The sequence below is a fragment of the Nocardia grenadensis genome (assembly GCF_050942415.1).
GTDB classification, from domain to species: domain Bacteria; phylum Actinomycetota; class Actinomycetes; order Mycobacteriales; family Mycobacteriaceae; genus Nocardia; species Nocardia grenadensis.
In genome coordinates, this window is sequence record NZ_CP192054.1 from 6,287,819 (window position 1) to 6,308,372 (window position 20,554).

The window sequence follows — 20,554 nt, forward strand, 5'->3', positions numbered from 1 at the left end:
CGTCCTCCTGGACGAGCGGACGCTACACCTCAAGCCTACGTCCGTGAACTGAGAAAGCATCTACCCCGACCGCGACCGGCCCCCGCTGCGACGTACGCCACACGTGACCGTGCGGCGTCACGCACAGCACAGCGCGCCGGTACTTCGCCGAGACCCGGACCGCGCAGCCGCACGGCCCCGCCGACCCGTCGGCACCCGGCCGGCAGGTTCGCCACCCGGCACCGCGCCGATTCGGCAGTATCGAGTCCATGGCGACCGATAAGGAACGTATGCTGCGCGGCGACCTCTATCGCGGCAACGACCCGGAACTCGTCGCGGAACGCCGCGCCTGTCACGCACTGACCGCCCGCTACAACGACACCGCCCCCGATGCCGAGACCGAACGGCAGGAAATCCTCGGCAAGCTGCTGGGCGAGTGCGGTGCGGGCACCGTGATCATGCCGCCCTTCCGCTGCGACTACGGCTACCTGACCAGAATCGGCAGCAACACCTTCCTCAACTACGACACCGTGATCCTCGACTGCGCCCCCGTCACCATCGGAAACGATGTCGCGATCGGCCCCGGCGCCCAGATCCTCACCCCGCTGCACCCTATGGAGGACCACGAACTCCGGCGGGCCGGCTGGGAATCCGCCGCACCCATCACCATCGGCGACAACACCTGGCTGGGCGGCGGCGTCATCGTCTGCCCCGGAGTCACCATCGGCGCGGACTCGGTGATCGGCGCGGGCAGCGTGGTCACCCGCGATATCCCGCCCCGCGTCTTCGCCGCCGGCAATCCCTGCCGCGTCATCCGGGATCTCTAGCAGAACATTCAACGGCCGAGCGCCCGCATTATCGCACGGGTGACGCGGCGACGAAGCGCGGCACGGTGGTGTCGACCGGCTCCGTGCCGCCGTCCGATGAGGACTTCGCCCTCCTCGGCGACGACCAGGATCGGCAGCCCCTCGTCGTCGGCGCGGACTGCGCAGGCTGATGGATCGGGTTCACCAATCGGGAGTCCGTTGGTATCTGACCACGCCGTATCTTTCTATCTCTGCGAGTTGGTAGGTGAACCAGTGTCCGAGTGCCACGTAGTTGACGTGGTGGGCCCGGGTGACCGGGTGTCGGCCTATCTGCATGCGACCGGAACTGTCCAGCTCGATGTTCGCCGGCTCTGTTTCGATGAAGTCGGCGCCCAACGCCAGTGCCAGCGTCAAGGGGCCGTATTGGTCGTTGTAGGGGCTGAACCGGGCGAACCATTGGTCCATCTGGCTGCGCAGAAGTACCGATATGGGATTGGTTGTCCGCGCCAGGATCCGGTAGCCGGTGGTGTCCACGGTCTCGGTGTTGAAGATGAATACAGCCACGGCGGACGAAACGATTGTCGGTTGAATACCCGCGGAGAGAACAGTGTGGGCAGCGGGTATGTCGAGTGCGATATTGCGTTCGGCCGGAGTCGGGGAAAAGCGGCTGCCACCGCCGGCCTGTGTGACGGCCAGGCGGTGACCGACCTCGGGGTTCGTCGAGAGCAGGTCGGCGAGATTGGACATCGGTCCCAACCCGACCCAGGACACCTCGCCATTGTGACGAGACAGCACAGCCTCGACGGCAGCGCCGACTCCAGTCTCCTCGATGACAGATTCCGCGGGTGTCGAGTCGCCGGCTGTCCAGATAGTTTCGCCATCGAGTTCGCGCCCGGCGACGACCGGAACATCGGTGCGGCCCAGGAGATCGAGCAGGTGCCGCGCCAGCCGTGCCCGCCGGCCGGCACGTTCGTCACTGGTAAGGACCAGAGAAAGGTTGGGTTGAGCGGCCGCGATCGCGACGGTGATCGCGCTATCGGGTGCGCTCCCGATATCCGCATCGAGGATCAACGGTGTAGACGCCCATAGAGTTTCGCTATCCGAACTGCGCATGCGGCCGGCCATTGCTCACACCACAGGCCTTGGGGACCACGGTCGTCTCCGCGGTCCAGAATTTTCGTCGTCGGCACCCATTTCGCGTTCGTCGTAGCGAGGCTCAGCCGCGGGCCATATCGACGAACCGCGACAGATGCAGCTGGTGGGCGACGGTAATGGTCGCCGTGGGCCCGTTACGGTGCTTGCCGACGATGAGGTCCGCTTCGCCGCCGCGCGGATCGTCGCGCTCGAAGGCGTCCGGCCGGTGCAGCAGGATGACCATATCCGCGTCTTGCTCGAGACTGTTGTGCAGCGATACCCCATTCGCGACGAAGTTGTGGGTACCGGGGACTGTGCCGTCGAAGACCTCCTGTTCACCGAGGCTGGTGATCTCCACGATTCTGTCCCAGAAAACGTCGTTCGTCGCCAGCATCTCGATATCGGCGTCTTCCAGCACGTCCGCGACGCGGGCGAGTCGAGAGCGGCTGGGCGAGCGTTTCCACATCGTGGACCCGCAGAATCTGGAGTTCTTCGCAGCCGCAAATTCACGGTGTGTCATCTCTTTGGTCGCGAGTAACGTGCGGACCTTCGACCAGACTTCCTTGGGCACCGTATCCACGTTGACATTCCCCGCCACGGCCGCCAGGTGACGGAGAGCGATACTGCCGGTCACCCCACGAGCTCCGTGCACGCCGATATCCCGGAGGAAAACGGTCTGGTTTTCGGCACCGTCCACTGTCAGGTGCCAGCACACGCGGTAGCCCGGCTTCCGAGTCGCTTTTATCCGGCCGTGCACTCCGAAGCGCAAGAGGAGCCGATCGAGGTCGTCGATAAGCCGACGGCTGGTGGAGGCGTAATAGATGCGCGCCTGGCGTCCCGAAGAATCCCAGCGGACCGAACCGTCGGTTGCCCACAGATGCCGGATGAACAACGCGACCTGGTCTGTCGGCAATGCAAATACTTGTCGTGGGATGAACTTCTCATAGCTGCGCAGTCCGAAGAGCCCGAGGTCTTCTAACCAGACGGCGATAGGATTCCGCTTGCCTCGGGCGAGGCGGTACGGCGCAGGCAGCCGCAGTGTCGTCACCCGAGCTGCCGGGTACTCATCTCGGACTGCAGTGATACCGAAATGCCGTGCTGCCTCGGTTACGGCTGCGAGATTTTCTTCGTCGATACTCGCGTACCGGATCGGCTGCCGACGGATACAGGAACCATCGCCGATCATATGAGCCAGCAGCACGACCTCCGCGTCCGGCATTCGCTCGGTGCAGACCGGCTCCGGCATGCTACGCGGGGTCGCGACACGGTCGTCAATGGACAGTCGCTCCAACGGTATCCAACCGTCGACAGTGAGGAAGGGGTGATTTCCGGTTGCTTCGACCTGACGTCCAGAGGCCAAGCGAACAAGGAAAACCTCTTTGCGGCCGCTGGGGAACACTTTGACCATCGGCCGCGCGACCAGCCTCATACGTTCATCGAGCGACCAGACCAAGGGCTGTTCTCCACTGGCCAGCAACTCACCGAGAGTTTCCTCTGCGCCATCGTCCGCCCGAAGTATCCGGGCAGAAGCCGGCAGACATCCCGATTCGCGTAGATCGGAGACCTGCGGGCGCTTGTCGGTGCGCTGTTCCGGACCACGGTTCAGCTGACTGATCGCGATAACGGGAACTTCCAGCTCCTTGGCCAGCAGTTTCAGATTTCGCGAGAAATCCGAGACCTCCTGCTGCCGGGATTCGACCTTCTTGCCCGAGGTCATCAGCTGCAGGTAGTCCACCACAACAAGTTTCAGGTCGTGGCGCTGTTTCAGCCGCCGTGCTTTGGCCCGGATCTCCATCATGGTGAGGTTCGGTGAATCGTCCACGAACAGCGGTGCTTCGCTGATCTCGCTCATCCGCCGCGCCAATTTGGTCCAGTCGTCGTCGCTCATCCGGCCGGCCCGCATATCCCCGAGCTTGATCTTCGCCTCGGCCGACAGCAAGCGCATGACGATCTCGGTCCGGCTCATCTCCAGCGAGAAGATCACACTCGCCAGCCCGTGCCGAATCGAGGCACTGCGCATGAAATCCATGCCGAGCGTCGAGTTGTGGGTCGGCACCATCGAACGCCCGGCCAAATACATATGGGCATTGTTGTCGACCTCGACGCACCGGACGGGGACGGAGTCGATCCGGCGGGCATCGACAATGAATCGTGAACAGGGCCCGCTGGTGCCGGAGACCGCCCGGCGCTCCTTGTGCAGAAGCGCCTTCCGGTACAGGCCGAACACCTCATCGTCCGTGGCGAAGGTGAGCGTGTAGGCAATCGACCGTTCACGTGTACGTCCACGTACCGCTTTGGTCGAGACGCCACAGCGGTATCCCAGGCCGACGACGAGTTCGCGAACATCTGCGAAGAGGCGCTCGTCGGTAACCGAGAACTGGACAGACCCGCCCCCGGTGACGGTGCCGTCGGTATCGAGCAATCCGGCGAGCAGTGCGCGGCGTTGCGCTTCCGAGGCGCGCAGATACTCGGCAGGAATGTGCTTGTTTCCGAGCACGCCGATCGTGCGTAGCCGCGCCTGTACGCTCCCGAACCTGTTACGGCACACCTGACACATCCGCAGCCCGATCGAGCGCTCGCCACATCGCGGGCAGGCCGGGGCGGAAACGGGTGAGGATACGAACCGAGCCCGCCCGCCGCAGGATCGGCCACAGGTCCGCACTTCGGTGGTGAACGGCGTGAACGGCGTGCCGCATACCACGCACAGCCGTTGGACCACCGGCTCGTCGTCCGGCAACCGCAGTTGATAGCGGAGCTTCGCCGAAGCGGAAGGAACAGCGACGATGCCCTCCCCTTCGATACAGGCGATGATTTCGGGATCAGCCGAGGTTATCTGAGCGGCTGCGGCAGTTCCGTCGCCCAGCCAGGCACCGAGCGTGTAGGGCGGGACGAGCAGATCACGTGCGGGCAGTTGCAGCGGCCGGGCATTCGTGACCGAGTGGTTGATCCGGCGGTCGGCGGTGGCACAGCGCAGGGTGGCCGCGATCTCCCCGGTGGTGCGTACGGCGGCGAAAGTCTTCTGGCTGCGGTAGCGGTTGTACCCGGTGTCGGCCTGTTGCGCGGATCGCCGCGAAGCCCTGGTCTCGGTCAACCACTGATGCTGTTCGTCGGCGACGATGACAGTGCCGTCGGAAAACTCGACCTCGTAACACGGGCGGCCCGCCAGCACGTCGGTCGCTGCCACGACCCGGGTGGGCTTGCCATCGGCACCGATGAGCCGGTCCCCTACCCGCACCTCGCCCATGGTGGTCCAGCCGTCCGGCGTGGGGAGCGGGGTATCCAAAGCCAGCGCCTTACCGACACCCGGCCGGGCGGCGACGATGATCATCTGACCGGGGTGCAGGCCGTTGGTGAGTTCGTCGAGTTCGGAGAATCCGGTCGGTACACCGAGGGAGATACCGCCGCGGGAGGCGATGGAGTCGATCTCGTCCATGGTGGGCTGGAGGAGATCTTCCAGCGGGAGGAAATCTTCGGAGGTCCGGCGTTCGGTGACCTCGTAGACCTCGGCCTGGGCGCGGTCGACCACCTCGGCGACGTCCTGGCCGTCGGCGCCCGCGTAGCCGTACTGCACGATGCGGGTGCCCGCTTCCACCAGTCGGCGCAGGATGGCCTTCTCGGCGACGATCTCGGCGTAGAAACCAGCGTTCGCCGCGGTAGGGACGGTCTGGGTGAGGGTGACCAGGTACGGGGCGCCGCCGATGCGCTTCAGTTCCCCGCTGCGGTCCAGACCGGCGGCCACAGTGACCGGGTCGGCGGGTTCGCCGCGCCCGTAGAGATCGAGAATGGCGTCGTACACGGCCTGATGGGCGGGCCGGTAGAAATCTCCGGAGCGCAGTACTTCGACCACATCGGCGATGGCATCCTTGCTGAGCAGCATGCCGCCGAGCACCGACTGTTCGGCCGCCATATCGTGTGGCGGCTGGCGCCCGAAATCCTCGCCGGGGGGCTCCGGCGGGAAGTCCGTGTGCCCGCGGTCATCGACGACTGCCATCCGACTCGACCGTCCTCTCCTTCTGACCGGACGCACCCTTCGACGACCGGTTCTACCCCACGGGTCCGACAGGTTCGCCGGGACGCCGAGGCACCGGTGACCAGTGGTCAGGCGTACCAGCTATCACCCAGAGAGAACCGCACCCCCGCGTCGTGCGGGGTGTCGCACATGGTGCTGCGATGAACCTAAGCGAGGTTCTATCCACATGCCAACCACGCCTGTGCACATACCTGTGGATAACCTGGGGATAGTTCACCTCAGGTTGTGCACAACATGTGGATAACTTGAGGGAAACGCAGGTCAGCCCCGGAAAATACCCAGCTAGACCCAGATTTTCCGCGACCGCGCAGTGTGGATAAACAAAGCCTCGGCGTGTCGGCGATGTTGAACATCCGGGCGTGTTGAGTTGACAGACAGACGAACAGATATGAGCTGGGTCACATTACGTCCGGTTGGTTTCGTGATCGATCCACAGGACTCACATCTTGTGGATAAGACACCCCCACTCGAAGCGGTGCCGCCTACGAATATGCAGGCACCGCCGTCACAAGAATTGCGGCAATCATCGGGCTAACCAAGGATTGCTGTCGTACAGCACAACCGACCGGGGATCACGTCTACCCATGGCCGAGCAGACGTGATCCCCGGTTTCCGGGTATGTTTGCGTGGGCCGGCTCAGCCGGCGGCCACGACCTCCAGCGCGAACTTCGCGGCTACGTCCGGGTGCAGATGGACGGTCACCTGGTGCTTACCGGTGGCCTTGATATGCGACTTCGGCAGTTCGATGCTGCGCTTGTCCAGCACCGGGCCCCCGGCCGACTTGATGGCGGCGGCGACATCGGACTGGGTGACCGAACCGAAGAGTTTGCCGGTGCCGGCGGTCTTGACCGACAGCGAGACCCCTTCGAGGCCCTCGATCGCCTGCTTCAGTTCGTTGGCATGGCCGAGGTCGCGCACCCGGCGGGCCTCCTGGGCCCGGCGGATTCCCTCGACCTGCTTCTGCGCACCGCGGCTGGCGGCGATGGCCAGCCCACGGGGCAGCAGGTAGTTACGGCCGTAGCCGTCCTTGACCTCGACGGTGTCGCCGGGAGCGCCGAGGTTGTCCACATCGGCAGTCAGAATGAGCTTCATATGCTTGACCGACCTTTCTCAGCGAGCCGTCGAAACGTAGGGCAGCAGCGCCATCTCACGCGAGTTCTTCACCGCGATGGCGATATCGCGCTGGTGCTGTACGCAGTTGCCGGTGACCCGGCGAGCGCGGATCTTGCCACGCTCACTGACGTACTTGCGCAGCAGCGGCACATCTTTGTAGTTGATGTCGACGATGCCGGACTTGCTCTCCTTGCAGAAAGCGCAAGCCTTCTTCTTGAGCACCTTTTCGCGCGCCGGTGCCTTGGCCATTTTCGTTCACTCCGTATTCTTGGTGGCCCGCTGTCGCGGGCCGATGCGGGCCGTCTCAGAACGGCGGTTCATCGTCCATCCGCCCGCCCCCGAAGGAGCCGGCCGCGGGCGCGCTACCCCACGGGTCGTCCGCAGCGCCCTGCTCGGACCGTCCACCGCCACCGTTTCCGGCGTTGTGGTTACCACCACCGCCGCTATTGGAACCGAATCCACCACCGCCGCCACCCCGACTGGTCTTGTTGACCTTGGCCGTGGCGTACCGCAGCGACGGGCCGACCTCGTCGACCTCGAGCTCGACGACCGTGCGCTTCTCGCCCTCACGGGTTTCGAAGGAGCGCTGCTTGAGCCGGCCGCTGACGATCACGCGGGATCCCCTGGTCAGGCTCTCGGCGACGTTCTCCGCGGCCTCGCGCCAGATATTGCAGCGCAGGAACAGCGCTTCGCCGTCTTTCCACTCGTTGGTATTACGGTCGAAAATGCGGGGCGTGGAGGCCACGGTGAAATTGGCCACCGCCGCTCCCGCGGGCGTGAATCGAAGCTCGGGATCGGCCGTCAGATTTCCGATGACCGTGATTACCGTATCGCCAGCTGCCATGGGGGGTTCCTCCTGCTCGGTGTGCAGTCCGGGTGCACTCGCCTGTTGCGCTAGAGCCTAGAGACAGGCTCCGACGAAACGGCGGTAGCGCCGGGACTACTTGTCGTTGCGCAGAACCTTGGTGCGCAGCACCTGCTCGTTGAGGCCCAGCTGGCGGTCGAGTTCGTTCACCGTGGCGGGCTCGGCGGTCAGATCGATCACCGCGTAGATGCCTTCGGCCTGTTTACGAATCTCGTAGGCGAGGCGCTTACGGCCCCAGATATCGACCTTGTCGATTTTGCCGCCCTCGGTGCGGACAACGCCGAGCATATTCTCCAGGGACGGTCCGACGGTGCGCTCGTCCATGCTCGGATCGAGGATGACCATCACTTCGTAATGACGCACGAACCAATCACCTCCTGTGGTCTGGGTTCGGCCACGGACGGTCCGTGGCAGGAGGGTCGTCGCGTCAGCAACCGGGCAAGAGTACCCGAGTGGGCCGTAGGAAACGAAATCGATCTTCGGCATCGTGACGGGCTCGCCGGCGAAGTCACGAAATGCAATTCCGCGGTCGGCACGCGGTCGCTTTCCACCATTTTTCGCACCCCTTCCGACCTGGTCGAACGTGGGTACATCCGGCGACCGGTGCCGATACGATCACGCGGCGGCACGTGGCGGAGCCCACTAGTGTGTCGGTATGTCGATCGGACCGGCCGTGCGTGTGCCCGGGGCCGATCGCGTCGGTCGCGGTACCGCCGTTCTCATGGTTGTGCTGTTGTGCGGCGCGACCCTCGCGGTGGCATTTCTCAACAAGGCGCGCTGCGCCGGAGCCCCCTTCCGCGCCGACGGTCGCAGTGCCGCTTTCGATTACGTCAAGGATGCCCGGGTCTGTTATTCCGATATCCAGTTCCTGTGGCTGGGCCGCGATATCGATCAGCATATTTTTCCCTACGTGCACGGGGGGATCACCGCCGACGGCACCCTTACCGGCGGTGCCGTGGAATACCCGGTCCTGAGCGGGCTGTTGATGTGGCTCGGCGCGCTGGGGGCCCACAACGACGCGACCTTCCTACTCCATTCGGCGCTGCTACTTACACCGTTCGCACTGGTCACGGCCTGGCTGCTGGCCAGGCTGGCCGGGCGGGCCGCCCTGCTGTGGGCCGCGGGGCCGCCGCTGGTGCTGTACGCGTACCACAACTGGGAACTACCGGTGGTGTGCACGACCGTGGCGGCCGCCGCGGTCGTGGCCACCACCCGTTGGCCGTTACGCGCTCGTGGGGCGGTGGCGGCGATACTGCTGGGCCTCGGGTTCTGTTTCAAGATCTATCCGGCGATCTTCGTGATCCCGCTGCTGCTGTATGTGCTGACCGGCGGGGAGCGAGGGCGGGCGGGGCCGGGCGAACGTCCGGATGTGACCGGCGCACTGGGCACCGCGGCCGCCGCGTGCGGCACGGTGGTGGCGGTCAATATGCCGTTCGCGCTGGCCGGGTTCGACGGCTGGCGGGCCTCGATCGAGTTCCAGCAGCAGCGCGAAGCCGATATCACCACCAACTCGATCTGGTACTGGGGTCTGCGGCCGCTGTTCGGCGCCGACCCGTTGAGCAGCGCCGCGTTCACCGAGGTCGTGTCGGTCGCCTCGCCGACACTGATCATCGCGTCGTTCGCCGTGGCACTGGGGGCCGGGTGGCTGCGGTACACCCATTCCGGTGTGTACCCCTGGCTCGGTGTCAGCGGGGCGATGCTGTGCGGGTTCCTGCTGTTCCACAAGGTGCATTCGCCGCAGTACACCCTCTGGCTTATCCCGTTCCTGGTGCTGCTGGCGGTCCCGTGGCCGGTGGTGTGGGGCTACCTGGTCGCCGATATAGCGATCGGGGTGGGCGTCTTCCGCTACTTCTACACGATGGGGACCGGGCATTCGGTCGAGCTGATGGAGGCGGTGGTCCGATTCGGTGTCTGGGGCCGGGCCACCCTGCTGGTGGTGTTGTTCTGGGTCTTCCTGAGAGTCCCGGTGCGGACACCGGGCACCCATGCCGCGGATCCGGCGGCGGCGACACCGGTGGCCGGACCGGGGCCGCGCGACTGAACCGGTTCCAATAAAACTAGAACGTGTTACATTCAAGGTATGACACCCGTCGCGTCCCGCTGCGCCGACCACCGTTATCGGAGGTGTTCGCCGTATTCGGGCCACAAGGGTGACAGCGGCCCGATCAGCCGCCGCGCGGCAATTATGTAACTTGTTCCAGGCATAGGGAGACAGCCACCGCCATGCGTACCGATATCTGCGACCGGCTGGGGATCGAGTTCCCCATCTTCGCCTTCACCCACTGCCGCGATGTGGCGGCCGCGGTCAGCAACGCCGGCGGTCTCGGCGTACTCGGCGCGGTCGGCTTCACCGCCGAACAGCTCGAGGTCGAACTGGCCTGGCTGGACGAACACGTGGGCGACAACCCCTACGGCGTCGACCTCGTCATCCCCTCCAAATACGAGGGCAAGGGCATCGATGGCCTGTCGCCCGAACAGCTCGAGACCGAACTCGCCAAACACGTCCCGCAGGGGCATCGCGACTTCGCCGAGAAGATCCTCGCCGACCACGGCGTGCCGAAGCTCCCCGAAGAGGAGGTCCACCCGCAACTGCTCGGCTGGACCGCCACCACGGCCGCGCCGCAGGTCGAGGTGATCCTGCGGCATCCGAAAGCGAAGCTGGTCGCCAACGCGCTCGGCACCCCGCCGCCGGAGTTCGTCTCCCAGATCCAGGAATCCGGCCGGCTGATCGGCGCACTGTGCGGTTCGGTGAAACACGCGCTGAACCACAAGGACGCCGGCCTGGACTTCGTGGTCTGCCAGGGCACCGAAGGCGGCGGCCACTGCGGCGAGGTCTCCTCGCTGGTGCTGTGGCCGCAGGTCATCGACGCCGTAGGCGATCTGCCGGTACTCGCGGCCGGCGGCATCGGCGACGGCCGCCAGGTCGCCGCCGCGATGGCGATGGGCGCCGCGGGCGCGTGGACCGGTTCCATCTGGCTGACCGTGGAAGAGGCCAATGTGCCCCCCGCCCAGATGAAGACCTACATCGACGCCACCAGCCACGACACCATCCGCTCCCGCGCCTGGACCGGCAAACCGGCCCGCATGCTGCGCAACGACTGGACCGACGCCTGGGAATCCGCCGACACCCCCGACCCGCTGCCCATGCCGCTGCAGATGATGGTGGCCCTGGACGGCGTGAAGCGCGGCCACCGCTATCCGGAAGCCGCCAAGGACGTCAACTTCAACCCGGTCGGCCAGGTGGTCGGCATGATGAACAAGACGGAACGCTCGGCCGACATTATGAACCGGCTGGTCGAGGAGTACGTCACGGCTTGCGAGCGGTTGAACAAACTCAACGGCGATATCTGATCGCACCGCGGAGTCGGCTATCCGGAAGCCGAAAGCAGAACGCCGCCAGAAGTCCTTCTGGCGGCGTTCTCGTCTGTAGCCTTGTACGACTGGAACCGGCGTGGATAGCGACAATGGGCGCCGTTGGGCGAAGGCCCTGCCCACGCAAGCGGGGGTTGACCTGAGGGGGCCTCAATCCTCGCGGCGCCGCAGAAAACACAGCGCCGTTCGCGAGTGAGCCCACCCCTCCATCTTCGCGAGTGAGCTCACCGGCAAAGGTGGGGTTGTGAGCTTGCTCGTGAAGGTGCTGTGTCTTTGGCGGCGCCTCCGGCGCCGCGGGGTTGAGGCCCCCTTGGTCTCGCCGATTCGGCCTCGAGCCTTGGCCGAAGGTGCTCAATGGTCGCACTCTATGGGCGGCTCACCGCACATCGCATGCGCTTCGAGGCCGAAACGGCGAGACGGGCCTCAACCCTTTGAGGTGTCTCGCAAAACTCGACGCATAGGGTTGCGTCGGCATCGAACGGCGGATCGGCATGTGGACTTGCGCCACCGCGAGACCCGCCGGATTCGGCCCTCCGGTCGTCGCGCAAATTCGTTCAGGCGGTGGCCGCGTGAACTTCTTCGGCTTCGGCGTCGGTGCCGAGTAGTTCCTCGAAGCGGGCGATGACCTTGTTGTGGTACATCCCGAACAGGTCCTCGAACAGCGCCAGCTGGGCCGGGGTGGGGCCGGATTCCGATTCCCAGACCGCGATCAATGCCCGCCACACCAGGACGTGCAGATCGGCGGCGCCGGCGAAGTAGGCGTCGACGGCCTCGGGAACTTCGAGCACCATTTCGCCGATGGAGTTCAGGATGGCGCGCTGCATACTCGATTCGAGAGCCACCAGCAGTTTGCGAACCACGCCGATCTCGATGGCGAGAATGCGCCGATAGTCGGGAACGTCCAGCCGCGCCAGCGTTTCCAGGGTGTCGATCTCGACTTTCAGTTCGGCGAGGTCGACGCCGGCCGCGGCGGCGGCACCGTGGGCGAGACCGGTGTAGGAGAGCAGTGCGTCCATGACGATGCCGCGCTCGACCTCGACGATATCGCGGAACATCTCGATCGCGACCTCGGGCATCGGGATGGAGAACCGGAAGAGGTGCCGGTAGACGTCGAGACCGCCGGCCGCGCGGACCTCACGGATGGTGAAACCCTTACCGCGCCGTGCCTCGACGAATCCGTAGGACTCCAGCCGGCCGAGGGTGAGCTGGGCGGTGGCCCGGTTCATCTCGAATTCCTCGGCGACCTGCCGGACCGAGGGCATCAGCCCACCCGGCTGATATTCCCCTGCGGCGACGCGACGCGCCAGTTCGTCTGCGACGTCGGCGACCACCGTGCGGGATCCCATGGATGCACCTTTCTCGGCAGCTGATACGTCCCAGACAGTCTAGGCGCAAATATGCCAGACTGCACAGGAGAACTGGCGAATCGCTTCTGGGGATGAGGTATGAGCAGTCGACGTGATCCTGGTGCGCCGCCGGTGCGGCGGGCGCTGCGCAGCGCCAAGCTCGTAGCACTTCCGGTCGCGTTCGCGGGTCGGCAGGCGGCGGGCGCGGGCCGCCGGGCGTTCGGCCGTTCGGCGCAGGAGGTGAACCGGGATATCCAGTCCCGGACCGCCGAGCACATGTTCGCGGTGCTGGGTGAACTGAAGGGCTGCGCGGCCAAACTCGGCCAGCTGCTGGCGATCTACCAGCTGGCACTGCCTCGCGATATCGCCGCCCCGTACCAGGCCGCCCTGGCCCGGTTACAGGATTCGGCGCCGGTGATGCTGCCCGCCACCGTGCACGCCGTACTGGCCGAACATCTGGGGCCGGACTGGCGGGCACTGTTCCGCGAGTTCGACGATCGGCGGGCCGCCGCCGCCTCGATCGGCCAGGTGCATCGGGGGGTCTGGCGCGACGGGCGCGCGGTCGCGGTGAAGGTGATGTATCCGGGCGCCCGGGCGGCGGTGGAGTCGGATCTGGTGCAACTGCGGCGGATCTCGACCTTGGCGTCGGTGTTCCTGCCGGGCGCGGATGTGAAATCGGTGACCGAGGCACTCTGCGAGAGCGTGCGGGCGGAGCTGGATTACGCGGCCGAGGCCGATAATCAGCGGGCGTTCGCGAGGGCGTATGCCGACAGTGCCGAATTCCGGGTGCCCGAGGTACTGGCACAGCGCGGCGACGTACTCGTCTCGGAATGGCTCGACGGGATTCCGGCCACCCGGCTCATCGAGTCCGGGAGCCGGGCACAGCGGGACCGGGTCGGCGAGCTGATGATGCGGTTCGTGCTGACCGGATGGGAGGAGCACGGGCTGCTGTACTGCGACCCGCATCCCGGCAATCTACGGCTGCTCGCCGACGGGCGGCTGGGGGTAATGGATTTCGGTGCGTGCGCGCCGTGGCCGCATCCGGGTTTCACCCGGCTGGTGGTCGAGATGTGCGACGCGATCTGCAACGGTGGCCCGGCCGCGGTGGAGACGGCGGTGCGGACGCACGGGTTCGCGCTGCCGGGCCGGGCCTTCGATGCGGTGGCACTCGACGCGGCCCTGTCGGCCTGCGCGGAACCGGTACGGCATCCGCGGTTCCGTATCACCACACCGTGGTTGCGCAAGCAGGTGCTGCGTACCACCGCCCTGCGGTTGTCGAATGTGATGCGGGAGCTGACCCTGCCGCCGGAATGCACTCCGTTCGCGCGGGCCGCACTCACCATGGTCGGCACCTTGAGCCAGCTGGAATGCGAATGCGATTTCGGTGACGAACTGGAACGGTCGGTGCCCGAGCTCGGGGACGTCTTCGCGGTCATGCGGCGCGCTCCGGCACCAGGCGTATCGGCGAACTGACACGCCACCGGCCGGATACGACCAGCTCACCGTCTGGGACATTTTCCGGTGAAGAAACCTAATTTACGTAAAAAATATCCTATTTATCCTGCCCGCGGCCCGGGCGTGCGCGGTCAGCCGCCCGGTCCAGCCCAGAGCCTGCGGGTCGCCCACGCCGGCGACGAAAGAATCTCCTACGAAACAGATGCGTTGATCACCACTCACCCCTGGATTCTGACAGCGTGTTGGTGTGTATCGTCCGGCTCGGGCTCCTGCATACTCACCTGCTGGTGGGCGTGACCGGCCCGTCAGCGTCACCTCGATCCGAAAGTACCGATACGACATGCGAGTCGATGGGCGGGAGATCCCGGTCACGGGCAGTCTCCTCCAGCCGCTCACGCGGCGGACCAGCGATATTCTGCGTGTCGTCTTCGCGGCCGTCGGCGTGGCTGTCGTCATCGCCGGTTCCCTGATCACCCGGCCCGAGTGGCTGGCACTGGAACGTTCGGTTTCCAATATCGTCGGATTCCTCAACCCCGACCAGTCCAACCTGGTCTATCTGCTGTACGGGATCGTCATCCTCATCCTGCCGTTCGCGATCCTGGTGGAACTGGCGTTCGGCCGGCAATGGAAACTGCTCGCCGGTTACGCCACCGCCGGGCTCACCGCGGTCCTGCTGCTGTCCATCACACCGAGTGGGTTGTCGGCCCCACAGTGGCACCTGCAGGTGCCGGAGAATCTGGACGACAAAACCTTCCTGCAGCAGTTCCTGGACGACCCCCGCTGGATCGCCATGCTGGCCGCGGTGCTCACCGTCTCCAGCCCGTGGCTGCCGGTGCGGCCACGACGCTGGTTGTGGGTGCTGCTGCTGGCGTTCGCACCGATCCACCTGGTGGTCAGCACCGTGGTTCCGGCCCGCGCCATGTTCGGCCTGGTGGTCGGCTGGCTGGTCGGCGCGGTGATCGTGCTGCTGGTGGGTACTCCGGCGCTGGAGGTACCGCTGGACGCGGCGGTGCGCCAGCTGGCCCGCCGCGACTACACCGTCACCCGGTTCACCGTCGTTCGGCCGGCCGGTCCCGGCGCGCTGCTGCTCTCGGCGACCGTGGAGGAACGCGAGCGGGCGCTGGTGGTCGAACTGTACGGCAAGAATCAGCGCTCGCTGAGCGCGCTGCGCCAGTTGTGGCGCTGGCTGACCTTCCGTTCCAGCGAAACCGCGCCGCTGCACGGTTCCATGCATCGCGCGGTCGAGCATCGCGCGCTGATGGCGATCGCGCTGGCCGAACTCGGCCTGGCCGCGCACCGACCGGTCACGGTCGCCGGACTGCCGCGCGGCTGGATGCTGTACGCGCATACGCTGCCGGCCGGACGCTCGATCGAACAGGATCCCGCCGATACCGCGGCCCTCGATTCGGTGTGGCGGGCGCTGACTGTGCTGCGCGAACGCGGGATCGCGCACGGTGAACTGCGGCCCGCCGAGATCCGGATAGGATCCGACGGTGCGCTGTTCGGTGGCTTCACCGCGGCGGAACTGTGTGCCTCCGACGCACAGCTGCAATCCGATATCGCCCAACTGCTGGTTTCGATGACCGCGGTTTTCGGCGCCACGGCAGCCGTGCGGTCGGCGATCGGCGTGCTCGGCGAGCGGACCGTGCTCACCGCCTCGCGCCGGCTCACCAAATTCGCCATGCCGGGCGGGATCCGGAAATCCATCCCGGACTGGAAATCGGTGGTGTCGGCTGCCCGCGAAGAGGTCCGCACCCAGACCGGCGAGGACCGGATCGAAGCCGAGCAGATCACCCGGTTCAGCCGGAAGAGCCTCATCCAACTGGTGTTGCTGATCGGCCTGGTCTATGTGGCCTACCCGTTCATCAGCGCGGTACCGACCTTCTTCACCCAGCTCAAAGAGGCCAACTGGTGGTGGGCCCTGGCCGGCCTGGCGCTGTCGTCGCTGACCTACCTCGGTACGGCCGCGGCCCTGTGGGCCTGCGCGTCCAGTGTGGTGAAGTACTGGCCGCTGGTCCTCATGCAGATCGCGAACACCTTCGCCGCCACCACCACTCCCGCGCGGGTGGGTGGACTGGCCCTGAGCGTGCGCTTCCTCCAGAAGGGCGGAGTCGGCGCGGTGCGGGCCACGGCCGCGGTGGCATTGCAGCAGGCTGTGCAGGTCTGCACGCATATCGGGCTGCTGGTGCTGTTCAGCGTGGCCGCCGGGACCTCGGCCGACCTCTCACATTTCGTACCGTCGCCGACTATCCTCTATCTGATCGCCGGAGTCGGGGTGGGGATCGTCGGTACTTTCATGTTCGTGCCGAAACTGCGTCGCTGGCTCAATAATTCGGTACTCCCGCAGGTGCAGGAGGTCGTCGGCGAGCTGGCGCTGCTGGCCCGCGACCCGAAACGCTGCGTGATCATCGTGCTCGGCTGCGCGGCCCTGACCCTCGGGCAGGCGCTCGCGCTGTTCGCCAGTGTCCAGGCGTTCGGCGGCGGTACGACCTTCATCACCGTCACCATCGTGACGATGATCGGCGGCACCCTGGCCTCGGCCGCGCCGACACCGGGCGGTGTCGGCGCGGTCGAGGCCGCGCTGATCGGCGGTCTGGCCGCATTCGGTCTTCCCGCCGCGGTCGCGGTGCCGTCGGTGCTGCTCTACCGGGTGCTCACCTGCTGGATCCCGGTGTTCTGCGGCTGGCAGGTGATGCGGTGGATGACCGAGAAGAACATGATCTGAGGCGTGTTCGATTGCCCCGCCTCCGGCGGGGCGGGCCCGACCACGGATGCAGACCCTCCGGAGTAGACGGAGGATCTACGCAGACCTGCACCTCGACCGGCGGAAGGTCAATCGAGGTCGTCGAAGGCGTCTGCGTTGGTGCGGAGGCCGGCGCTGACAAGTGCGATATTGGCCAGGGAGGCCGTGTGCACCTGGTGATCGGCGGCAGCCACGCAGTCGGCGACCGTATAGACGGTGAAACCGAGGTCGGTGCCGTGGCGTGCGGTCTGCTCGACGGTGAGGTTGGTGGCAACGCCGGTCAGGAACAGCGTGTCGATATCGTTCTCGACCAGCCAGCGCGGCAGATCGTTACCGGCCAGCCCCGACAGCTTCTGGTTGTCGACGATGCGGTCGGCCTGTCCGGCGATCTCGTCGATCAGCCGGCTTCCCGGAGCGTCCGGGCGGAATTCGTGCTGGGCGGCCCCGACCGACTGCATGAACCCGGTATTGCGCACCAGCCGCCCTTCCCCTTCCGGGACGATGAACCGCGTGCAGATAACCGGCAGTCCCAGCTCTGCCGCCTGTTTGTGGAAGTCCGCGGCCCGTTGCACCACTCCGCTGGCGGCCACCGGTTCGGCCAGCATCGGGCCGAAGAACCCTTCCGGCCGAATAACGTTCACCTGCCAGTGCAGGGCGAGGACTGCAGCATGTTGATCCGACATGGCGTAGATGATCGACCATGCGCTCGCGGGGCGCACCACTGCCCGGGATAAATGCTGGCCACCGGGCGCGCCGGAGTCCCCGGCGCGGCTGTGCGCCGGATCGGCGGAACCGATCCGGCGCATGATTCACGTGAAACGTTACCTACGAATCGAGCTTGCGCAGTTCGACTTTCACGACCTTGCCGCTGGCATTGCGCGGCAGTTCCGCCACGAGCACCAGCTCTTTCGGATGCTTGTAGCGGGCCAGGTTCTCGTTGAGGAACGATTCCAGTTCCGCGAGGGTGAGAGCGTCGGCCGGATCGTTGAGCGCGACCACCGCGACCGGTACCTCGCCCCACTTCTCGTGCGCTTTGCCGATCACCGCGGCCTCACGGATCTTCGGATGCGAGAACAGGACGTTCTCCACCTCGGCGCAGTAGATGTTCTCGCCACCGGAGATGATCATGTCCTTCTTGCGGTCCACGACGTAGACGAAGCCCTCATCATCCTGGCGGACCAGATCACCGGAGTGGAACCACCCGCCGGCGAACGCATCCGCGGTCGCCTCCGGCTTGTTCCAGTAGCCCGACATCATGGTGGGGCCGCGGTAGACGATTTCACCGACCTCGCCGGGCGCCACATCGTTCATCTCGTCGTCGACGATGCGGGCCTGGATGGTGGGGATGACCTTGCCGACCGAACCGAGCTTGCGGATGGCGTCCTTGCCTTCGAGTACACAGGTGATCGGCGACATCTCGGTCTGCCCGAACACCGCGACATTGAAGGCATCGGGGAACGCGTCGGCCATCGCCTTCAGCACGGTGTCCGAGGCGGGCGCGGCACCCCAGCTCAGCGCCCGCAGCGCGAGTTTGCGCTGCTTGACGGTCGGCTCGTCACAGATCAGCTGCCACTGGGCGGGCACGCAGAACGCGGAGGTGGCCTGCTCGGCCTCCACGGCGTCGAGGAACTCGGTCGCGCTGAAGGCGCCCAGCGGATGCAGCACCGTCTTCGCGCCGAGCAGGAAAGCCGGTGCCAGGCTGCCGAGTCCGGCGATATGGAACAGCGGCGAGGTGCAGAAACCGATCGACTCCTGCTCGAGCTGCAGCGCGCGGATACAGGTGAGCGCCTGGGAGTTCATATTGCCGTAGGAGAGGATGGCGCCCTTCGGGCTGCCGGTGGTGCCCGAGGTGTACATGATGAGGCACGGCGTGTCCTCGGGGATGTCGAGCGGGGTGTGCGCATCCCCAGTCTCGGCGATCGCGTCCGCGAAGCCGACGACCCCGTCGGCACTGGTACCGCCGATGACGAAGCAGTGCTCGAGGCCCGGCGCCTGGCCCTGTACCGCGGTGGCCAGCGGCTGCAGCACGGTATCGGTGACCACGGCCTTGGCACCGCTGTCGCCGACGATATAGGCGACCTCGGGCGGAGTGAGCCGGAAGTTCACCGGGACCGCGATGGCACCCAGGGCATTGATCCCGAACACGGCCTCCAGGTACTCGGGGTAGTTGAGAGCCAGGATGAGGACCCGGTCGCCGAGGCCGACGCCGCGGCGCGCTAGGGCGTCGGCGAATTTCTGCGACCGTTCGTGCAATTGCCGCCAGGTGGTGTCGGCACCGCGGAAACGCAGTGCCACCTCGTCGGGCCGCATGACCGCATGCGTGGCGAGCTGGTTGTTCCAGTGGTTGCGACGCGATCTGATCGGCTCGGCGAGGGCCTGCGCACCGGTGGACATCCCACGTACTCCTCTCGGTACCGCGCGTACCGCCGGAGTGTCCGGCGCCACACGCAGTGTGAACATGTCGGCAGAATAACAATTCACATCAGCACCGGCAAGGAAATCGGGCACGAATAGCGGTTAATCCCGAGGAACCCACCCGAGGAGAGAGTCCGCGCTCGTTGAAGCGTGTATTTGGGGTGATACTGGCCGCTGCGCACGTCATCCAGCTACGCGAGATACGATCACATATGCGAATCACGACTCACTTCCAGGGTTGATCGGGCGATGACACCCGTGGCACCATGCAGCAGACGCGGACTATCCGCGAAAGTAGAGGAGAGCACCGATGCTGCGGACCAGGTTCACCGAGACCTTCGGTATCGAACACCCGATCGTGCAGGGCGGGATGATGTGGGTCGGCCGGGCCGAACTCGTCGCAGCCGTCGCGAACGCCGGTGGGCTCGGTTTCATCACCGCACTGACCCAGCCCACGCCCGACGACCTCCGGCGCGAGATCGAGCGCACGCGCGAACTCACCGACAAGCCGTTCGGGGTGAACCTGACCATTCTGCCCTCGATCAACCCGCCGCCGTACGAGGAGTACGCGCGGGCGATCGTGGACAGCGGGATCAAGATCGTGGAGACGGCCGGCAGCAACCCCGAGCCGTTTCTGCCCACCTACCACGAGGCCGGGATCAAGGTGGTGCACAAATGCACCAGCGTCCGGCACGCCCTCAAAGCCCAGAAGATCGGCGTGGACGCGGTCAGCATCGACGGCTTCGAATGCGCCGGGCATCCCGGCGAAGACGATGTACCGGGCCTGGTGCTCATTCCCGCCGCGGCCCGCGCACTGACCATTCCGATCATCGCCTCCGGCGGTATCGCCGACGCCCGCGGCCTGGTCGCGGCGCTGGCGCTGGGCGCCGACGGCGTGAACATGGGGACCCGGTTCCTGTGCACCGAGGAGTCCTCCATCGACCGGAAGGTCAAGGAGCAGATCGTCGCCAACTCCGAGCGTGATACCAAGCTGATCTTCCGCACCATGCACAACACCGCCCGGGTCGCCGACAACGAGGTGAGCCGCAAGGTGGTCGAGATCGAGAAGGCCGGCGGCAAATTCGAGGATGTCCGCGAACTGGTGTCCGGTGCCCGCGGCCGGCGCGTTTTCGAAGAGGGCGACCTCGACGCCGGTATCTGGTCGGTCGGGCTGTGCCAGGGCCTGATCGAGGACATCCCGAGCTGCGCCGAACTCATCGGCCGCATGGTCGGCGAGGCCGAGGAACTGATCAGCGCGCGGCTGGCCGGTTTCGTCGCTTCGGCCTGAATCGGGCC

Annotated in this window: 15 protein-coding genes; 6 read left to right on the plus strand and 9 right to left on the minus strand. The window is 65.9% G+C overall.

All coding sequences use genetic code 11. From position 1 onward, the window contains the following. The first annotated feature begins 248 nt into the window (after positions 1–248). A complete protein-coding gene (locus tag ACQPYS_RS28750; protein ID WP_433491332.1) occupies positions 249–806 on the plus strand; it encodes a sugar O-acetyltransferase in 558 nt (185 codons plus the stop codon). 180 nt (positions 807–986) lie between these two features. On the opposite strand, the gene ACQPYS_RS28755 is transcribed toward ACQPYS_RS28750, so the two are convergent. The 6 genes from ACQPYS_RS28755 to rpsF form a co-directional block, all read right to left on the minus strand. Beyond that, the gene (locus tag ACQPYS_RS28755; RefSeq protein WP_433491333.1) at positions 987–1,898 is read right to left on the minus strand and encodes a nucleoside hydrolase; all 912 of its coding nucleotides are present in this window, start codon (positions 1,896–1,898) and stop codon (positions 987–989) included. Between the two features lie 103 nt (positions 1,899–2,001). After that, positions 2,002–5,910: a replicative DNA helicase gene (locus tag ACQPYS_RS28760; RefSeq protein WP_433491334.1), complete on the minus strand. Its 3,909-nt coding sequence runs from the start codon at positions 5,908–5,910 to the stop codon at positions 2,002–2,004. A 675-nt stretch (positions 5,911–6,585) separates the two neighbouring features. Continuing rightward, positions 6,586–7,041 carry a 50S ribosomal protein L9 gene (gene rplI / locus ACQPYS_RS28765; protein ID WP_357977320.1) on the minus strand — a complete coding sequence of 152 codons (456 nt, stop codon included), beginning with the start codon at positions 7,039–7,041 and terminating at the stop codon, positions 6,586–6,588. An 18-nt stretch (positions 7,042–7,059) separates the two neighbouring features. After that, positions 7,060–7,311: a 30S ribosomal protein S18 gene (rpsR, locus tag ACQPYS_RS28770; RefSeq protein WP_030524534.1), complete on the minus strand. Its 252-nt coding sequence runs from the start codon at positions 7,309–7,311 to the stop codon at positions 7,060–7,062. Positions 7,312–7,366: 55 nt separating this feature from the next. Further along, the gene (locus ACQPYS_RS28775; protein ID WP_431939365.1) at positions 7,367–7,906 is read right to left on the minus strand and encodes a single-stranded DNA-binding protein; all 540 of its coding nucleotides are present in this window, start codon (positions 7,904–7,906) and stop codon (positions 7,367–7,369) included. 96 nt (positions 7,907–8,002) lie between these two features. Next, positions 8,003–8,290, minus strand: coding sequence for a 30S ribosomal protein S6 (gene rpsF / locus ACQPYS_RS28780; protein WP_063042545.1), 288 nt, complete (start codon positions 8,288–8,290; stop codon positions 8,003–8,005). Positions 8,291–8,582: 292 nt separating this feature from the next. Here rpsF and ACQPYS_RS28785 point away from each other — a divergent pair, with 292 nt between their 5' ends. Beyond that, positions 8,583–9,968 (plus strand): hypothetical protein, encoded by a 1,386-nt coding sequence (locus tag ACQPYS_RS28785; protein ID WP_433491335.1) that lies wholly within the window; start codon positions 8,583–8,585, stop codon positions 9,966–9,968. A 182-nt stretch (positions 9,969–10,150) separates the two neighbouring features. Further along, entirely contained in the window at positions 10,151–11,278 is a 1,128-nt protein-coding gene (locus ACQPYS_RS28790; RefSeq protein WP_063042540.1) for an NAD(P)H-dependent flavin oxidoreductase, read from the plus strand. A gap of 575 nt (positions 11,279–11,853) precedes the next feature. Here the strand turns inward: ACQPYS_RS28790 and ACQPYS_RS28795 are convergent. Further along, positions 11,854–12,645: a winged helix-turn-helix domain-containing protein gene (locus tag ACQPYS_RS28795; protein ID WP_433491336.1), complete on the minus strand. Its 792-nt coding sequence runs from the start codon at positions 12,643–12,645 to the stop codon at positions 11,854–11,856. Positions 12,646–12,744: 99 nt separating this feature from the next. On the opposite strand from ACQPYS_RS28795, the gene ACQPYS_RS28800 reads away from it, so the two are divergent. Next, positions 12,745–14,118 carry an ABC1 kinase family protein gene (locus ACQPYS_RS28800; protein ID WP_245664808.1) on the plus strand — a complete coding sequence of 458 codons (1,374 nt, stop codon included), beginning with the start codon at positions 12,745–12,747 and terminating at the stop codon, positions 14,116–14,118. Between the two features lie 322 nt (positions 14,119–14,440). Next, positions 14,441–16,825, plus strand: a complete 2,385-nt coding sequence (locus tag ACQPYS_RS28805; RefSeq protein ID WP_433491337.1) for a lysylphosphatidylglycerol synthase transmembrane domain-containing protein — start codon at positions 14,441–14,443, stop codon at positions 16,823–16,825. Positions 16,826–16,932: 107 nt separating this feature from the next. On the opposite strand, the gene ACQPYS_RS28810 is transcribed toward ACQPYS_RS28805, so the two are convergent. Further along, entirely contained in the window at positions 16,933–17,526 is a 594-nt protein-coding gene (locus ACQPYS_RS28810; RefSeq protein WP_063042055.1) for a cysteine hydrolase, read from the minus strand. 142 nt (positions 17,527–17,668) lie between these two features. Further along, a complete protein-coding gene (gene fadD5 / locus ACQPYS_RS28815) occupies positions 17,669–19,237 on the minus strand; it encodes a fatty-acid--CoA ligase FadD5 (RefSeq protein ID WP_433493151.1) in 1,569 nt (522 codons plus the stop codon). 331 nt (positions 19,238–19,568) lie between these two features. On the opposite strand from fadD5, the gene ACQPYS_RS28820 reads away from it, so the two are divergent. Next, positions 19,569–20,546, plus strand: a complete 978-nt coding sequence (locus ACQPYS_RS28820; RefSeq protein ID WP_433491338.1) for an NAD(P)H-dependent flavin oxidoreductase — start codon at positions 19,569–19,571, stop codon at positions 20,544–20,546. Positions 20,547–20,554: the final 8 nt, after the last annotated feature.

Coding starts and splice junctions, on each gene's coding strand:
- rplI (WP_357977320.1), bottom strand. CDS start 7,041: ATGAAGCTCATTCTGACTGCCGATGTGGACAACCTCGGCGCTCCCGGC.
- ACQPYS_RS28810 (WP_063042055.1), bottom strand. CDS start 17,526: ATGTCGGATCAACATGCTGCAGTCCTCGCCCTGCACTGGCAGGTGAAC.
- ACQPYS_RS28795 (WP_433491336.1), bottom strand. CDS start 12,645: ATGGGATCCCGCACGGTGGTCGCCGACGTCGCAGACGAACTGGCGCGT.
- ACQPYS_RS28755 (WP_433491333.1), bottom strand. CDS start 1,898: ATGCGCAGTTCGGATAGCGAAACTCTATGGGCGTCTACACCGTTGATC.
- ACQPYS_RS28750 (WP_433491332.1), top strand. CDS start 249: ATGGCGACCGATAAGGAACGTATGCTGCGCGGCGACCTCTATCGCGGC.
- ACQPYS_RS28805 (WP_433491337.1), top strand. CDS start 14,441: ATGCGAGTCGATGGGCGGGAGATCCCGGTCACGGGCAGTCTCCTCCAG.
- ACQPYS_RS28775 (WP_431939365.1), bottom strand. CDS start 7,906: ATGGCAGCTGGCGATACGGTAATCACGGTCATCGGAAATCTGACGGCC.
- ACQPYS_RS28790 (WP_063042540.1), top strand. CDS start 10,151: ATGCGTACCGATATCTGCGACCGGCTGGGGATCGAGTTCCCCATCTTC.
- ACQPYS_RS28760 (WP_433491334.1), bottom strand. CDS start 5,910: ATGGCAGTCGTCGATGACCGCGGGCACACGGACTTCCCGCCGGAGCCC.
- ACQPYS_RS28800 (WP_245664808.1), top strand. CDS start 12,745: ATGAGCAGTCGACGTGATCCTGGTGCGCCGCCGGTGCGGCGGGCGCTG.
- rpsR (WP_030524534.1), bottom strand. CDS start 7,311: ATGGCCAAGGCACCGGCGCGCGAAAAGGTGCTCAAGAAGAAGGCTTGC.
- fadD5 (WP_433493151.1), bottom strand. CDS start 19,237: ATGTCCACCGGTGCGCAGGCCCTCGCCGAGCCGATCAGATCGCGTCGC.
- ACQPYS_RS28785 (WP_433491335.1), top strand. CDS start 8,583: ATGTCGATCGGACCGGCCGTGCGTGTGCCCGGGGCCGATCGCGTCGGT.
- ACQPYS_RS28820 (WP_433491338.1), top strand. CDS start 19,569: ATGCTGCGGACCAGGTTCACCGAGACCTTCGGTATCGAACACCCGATC.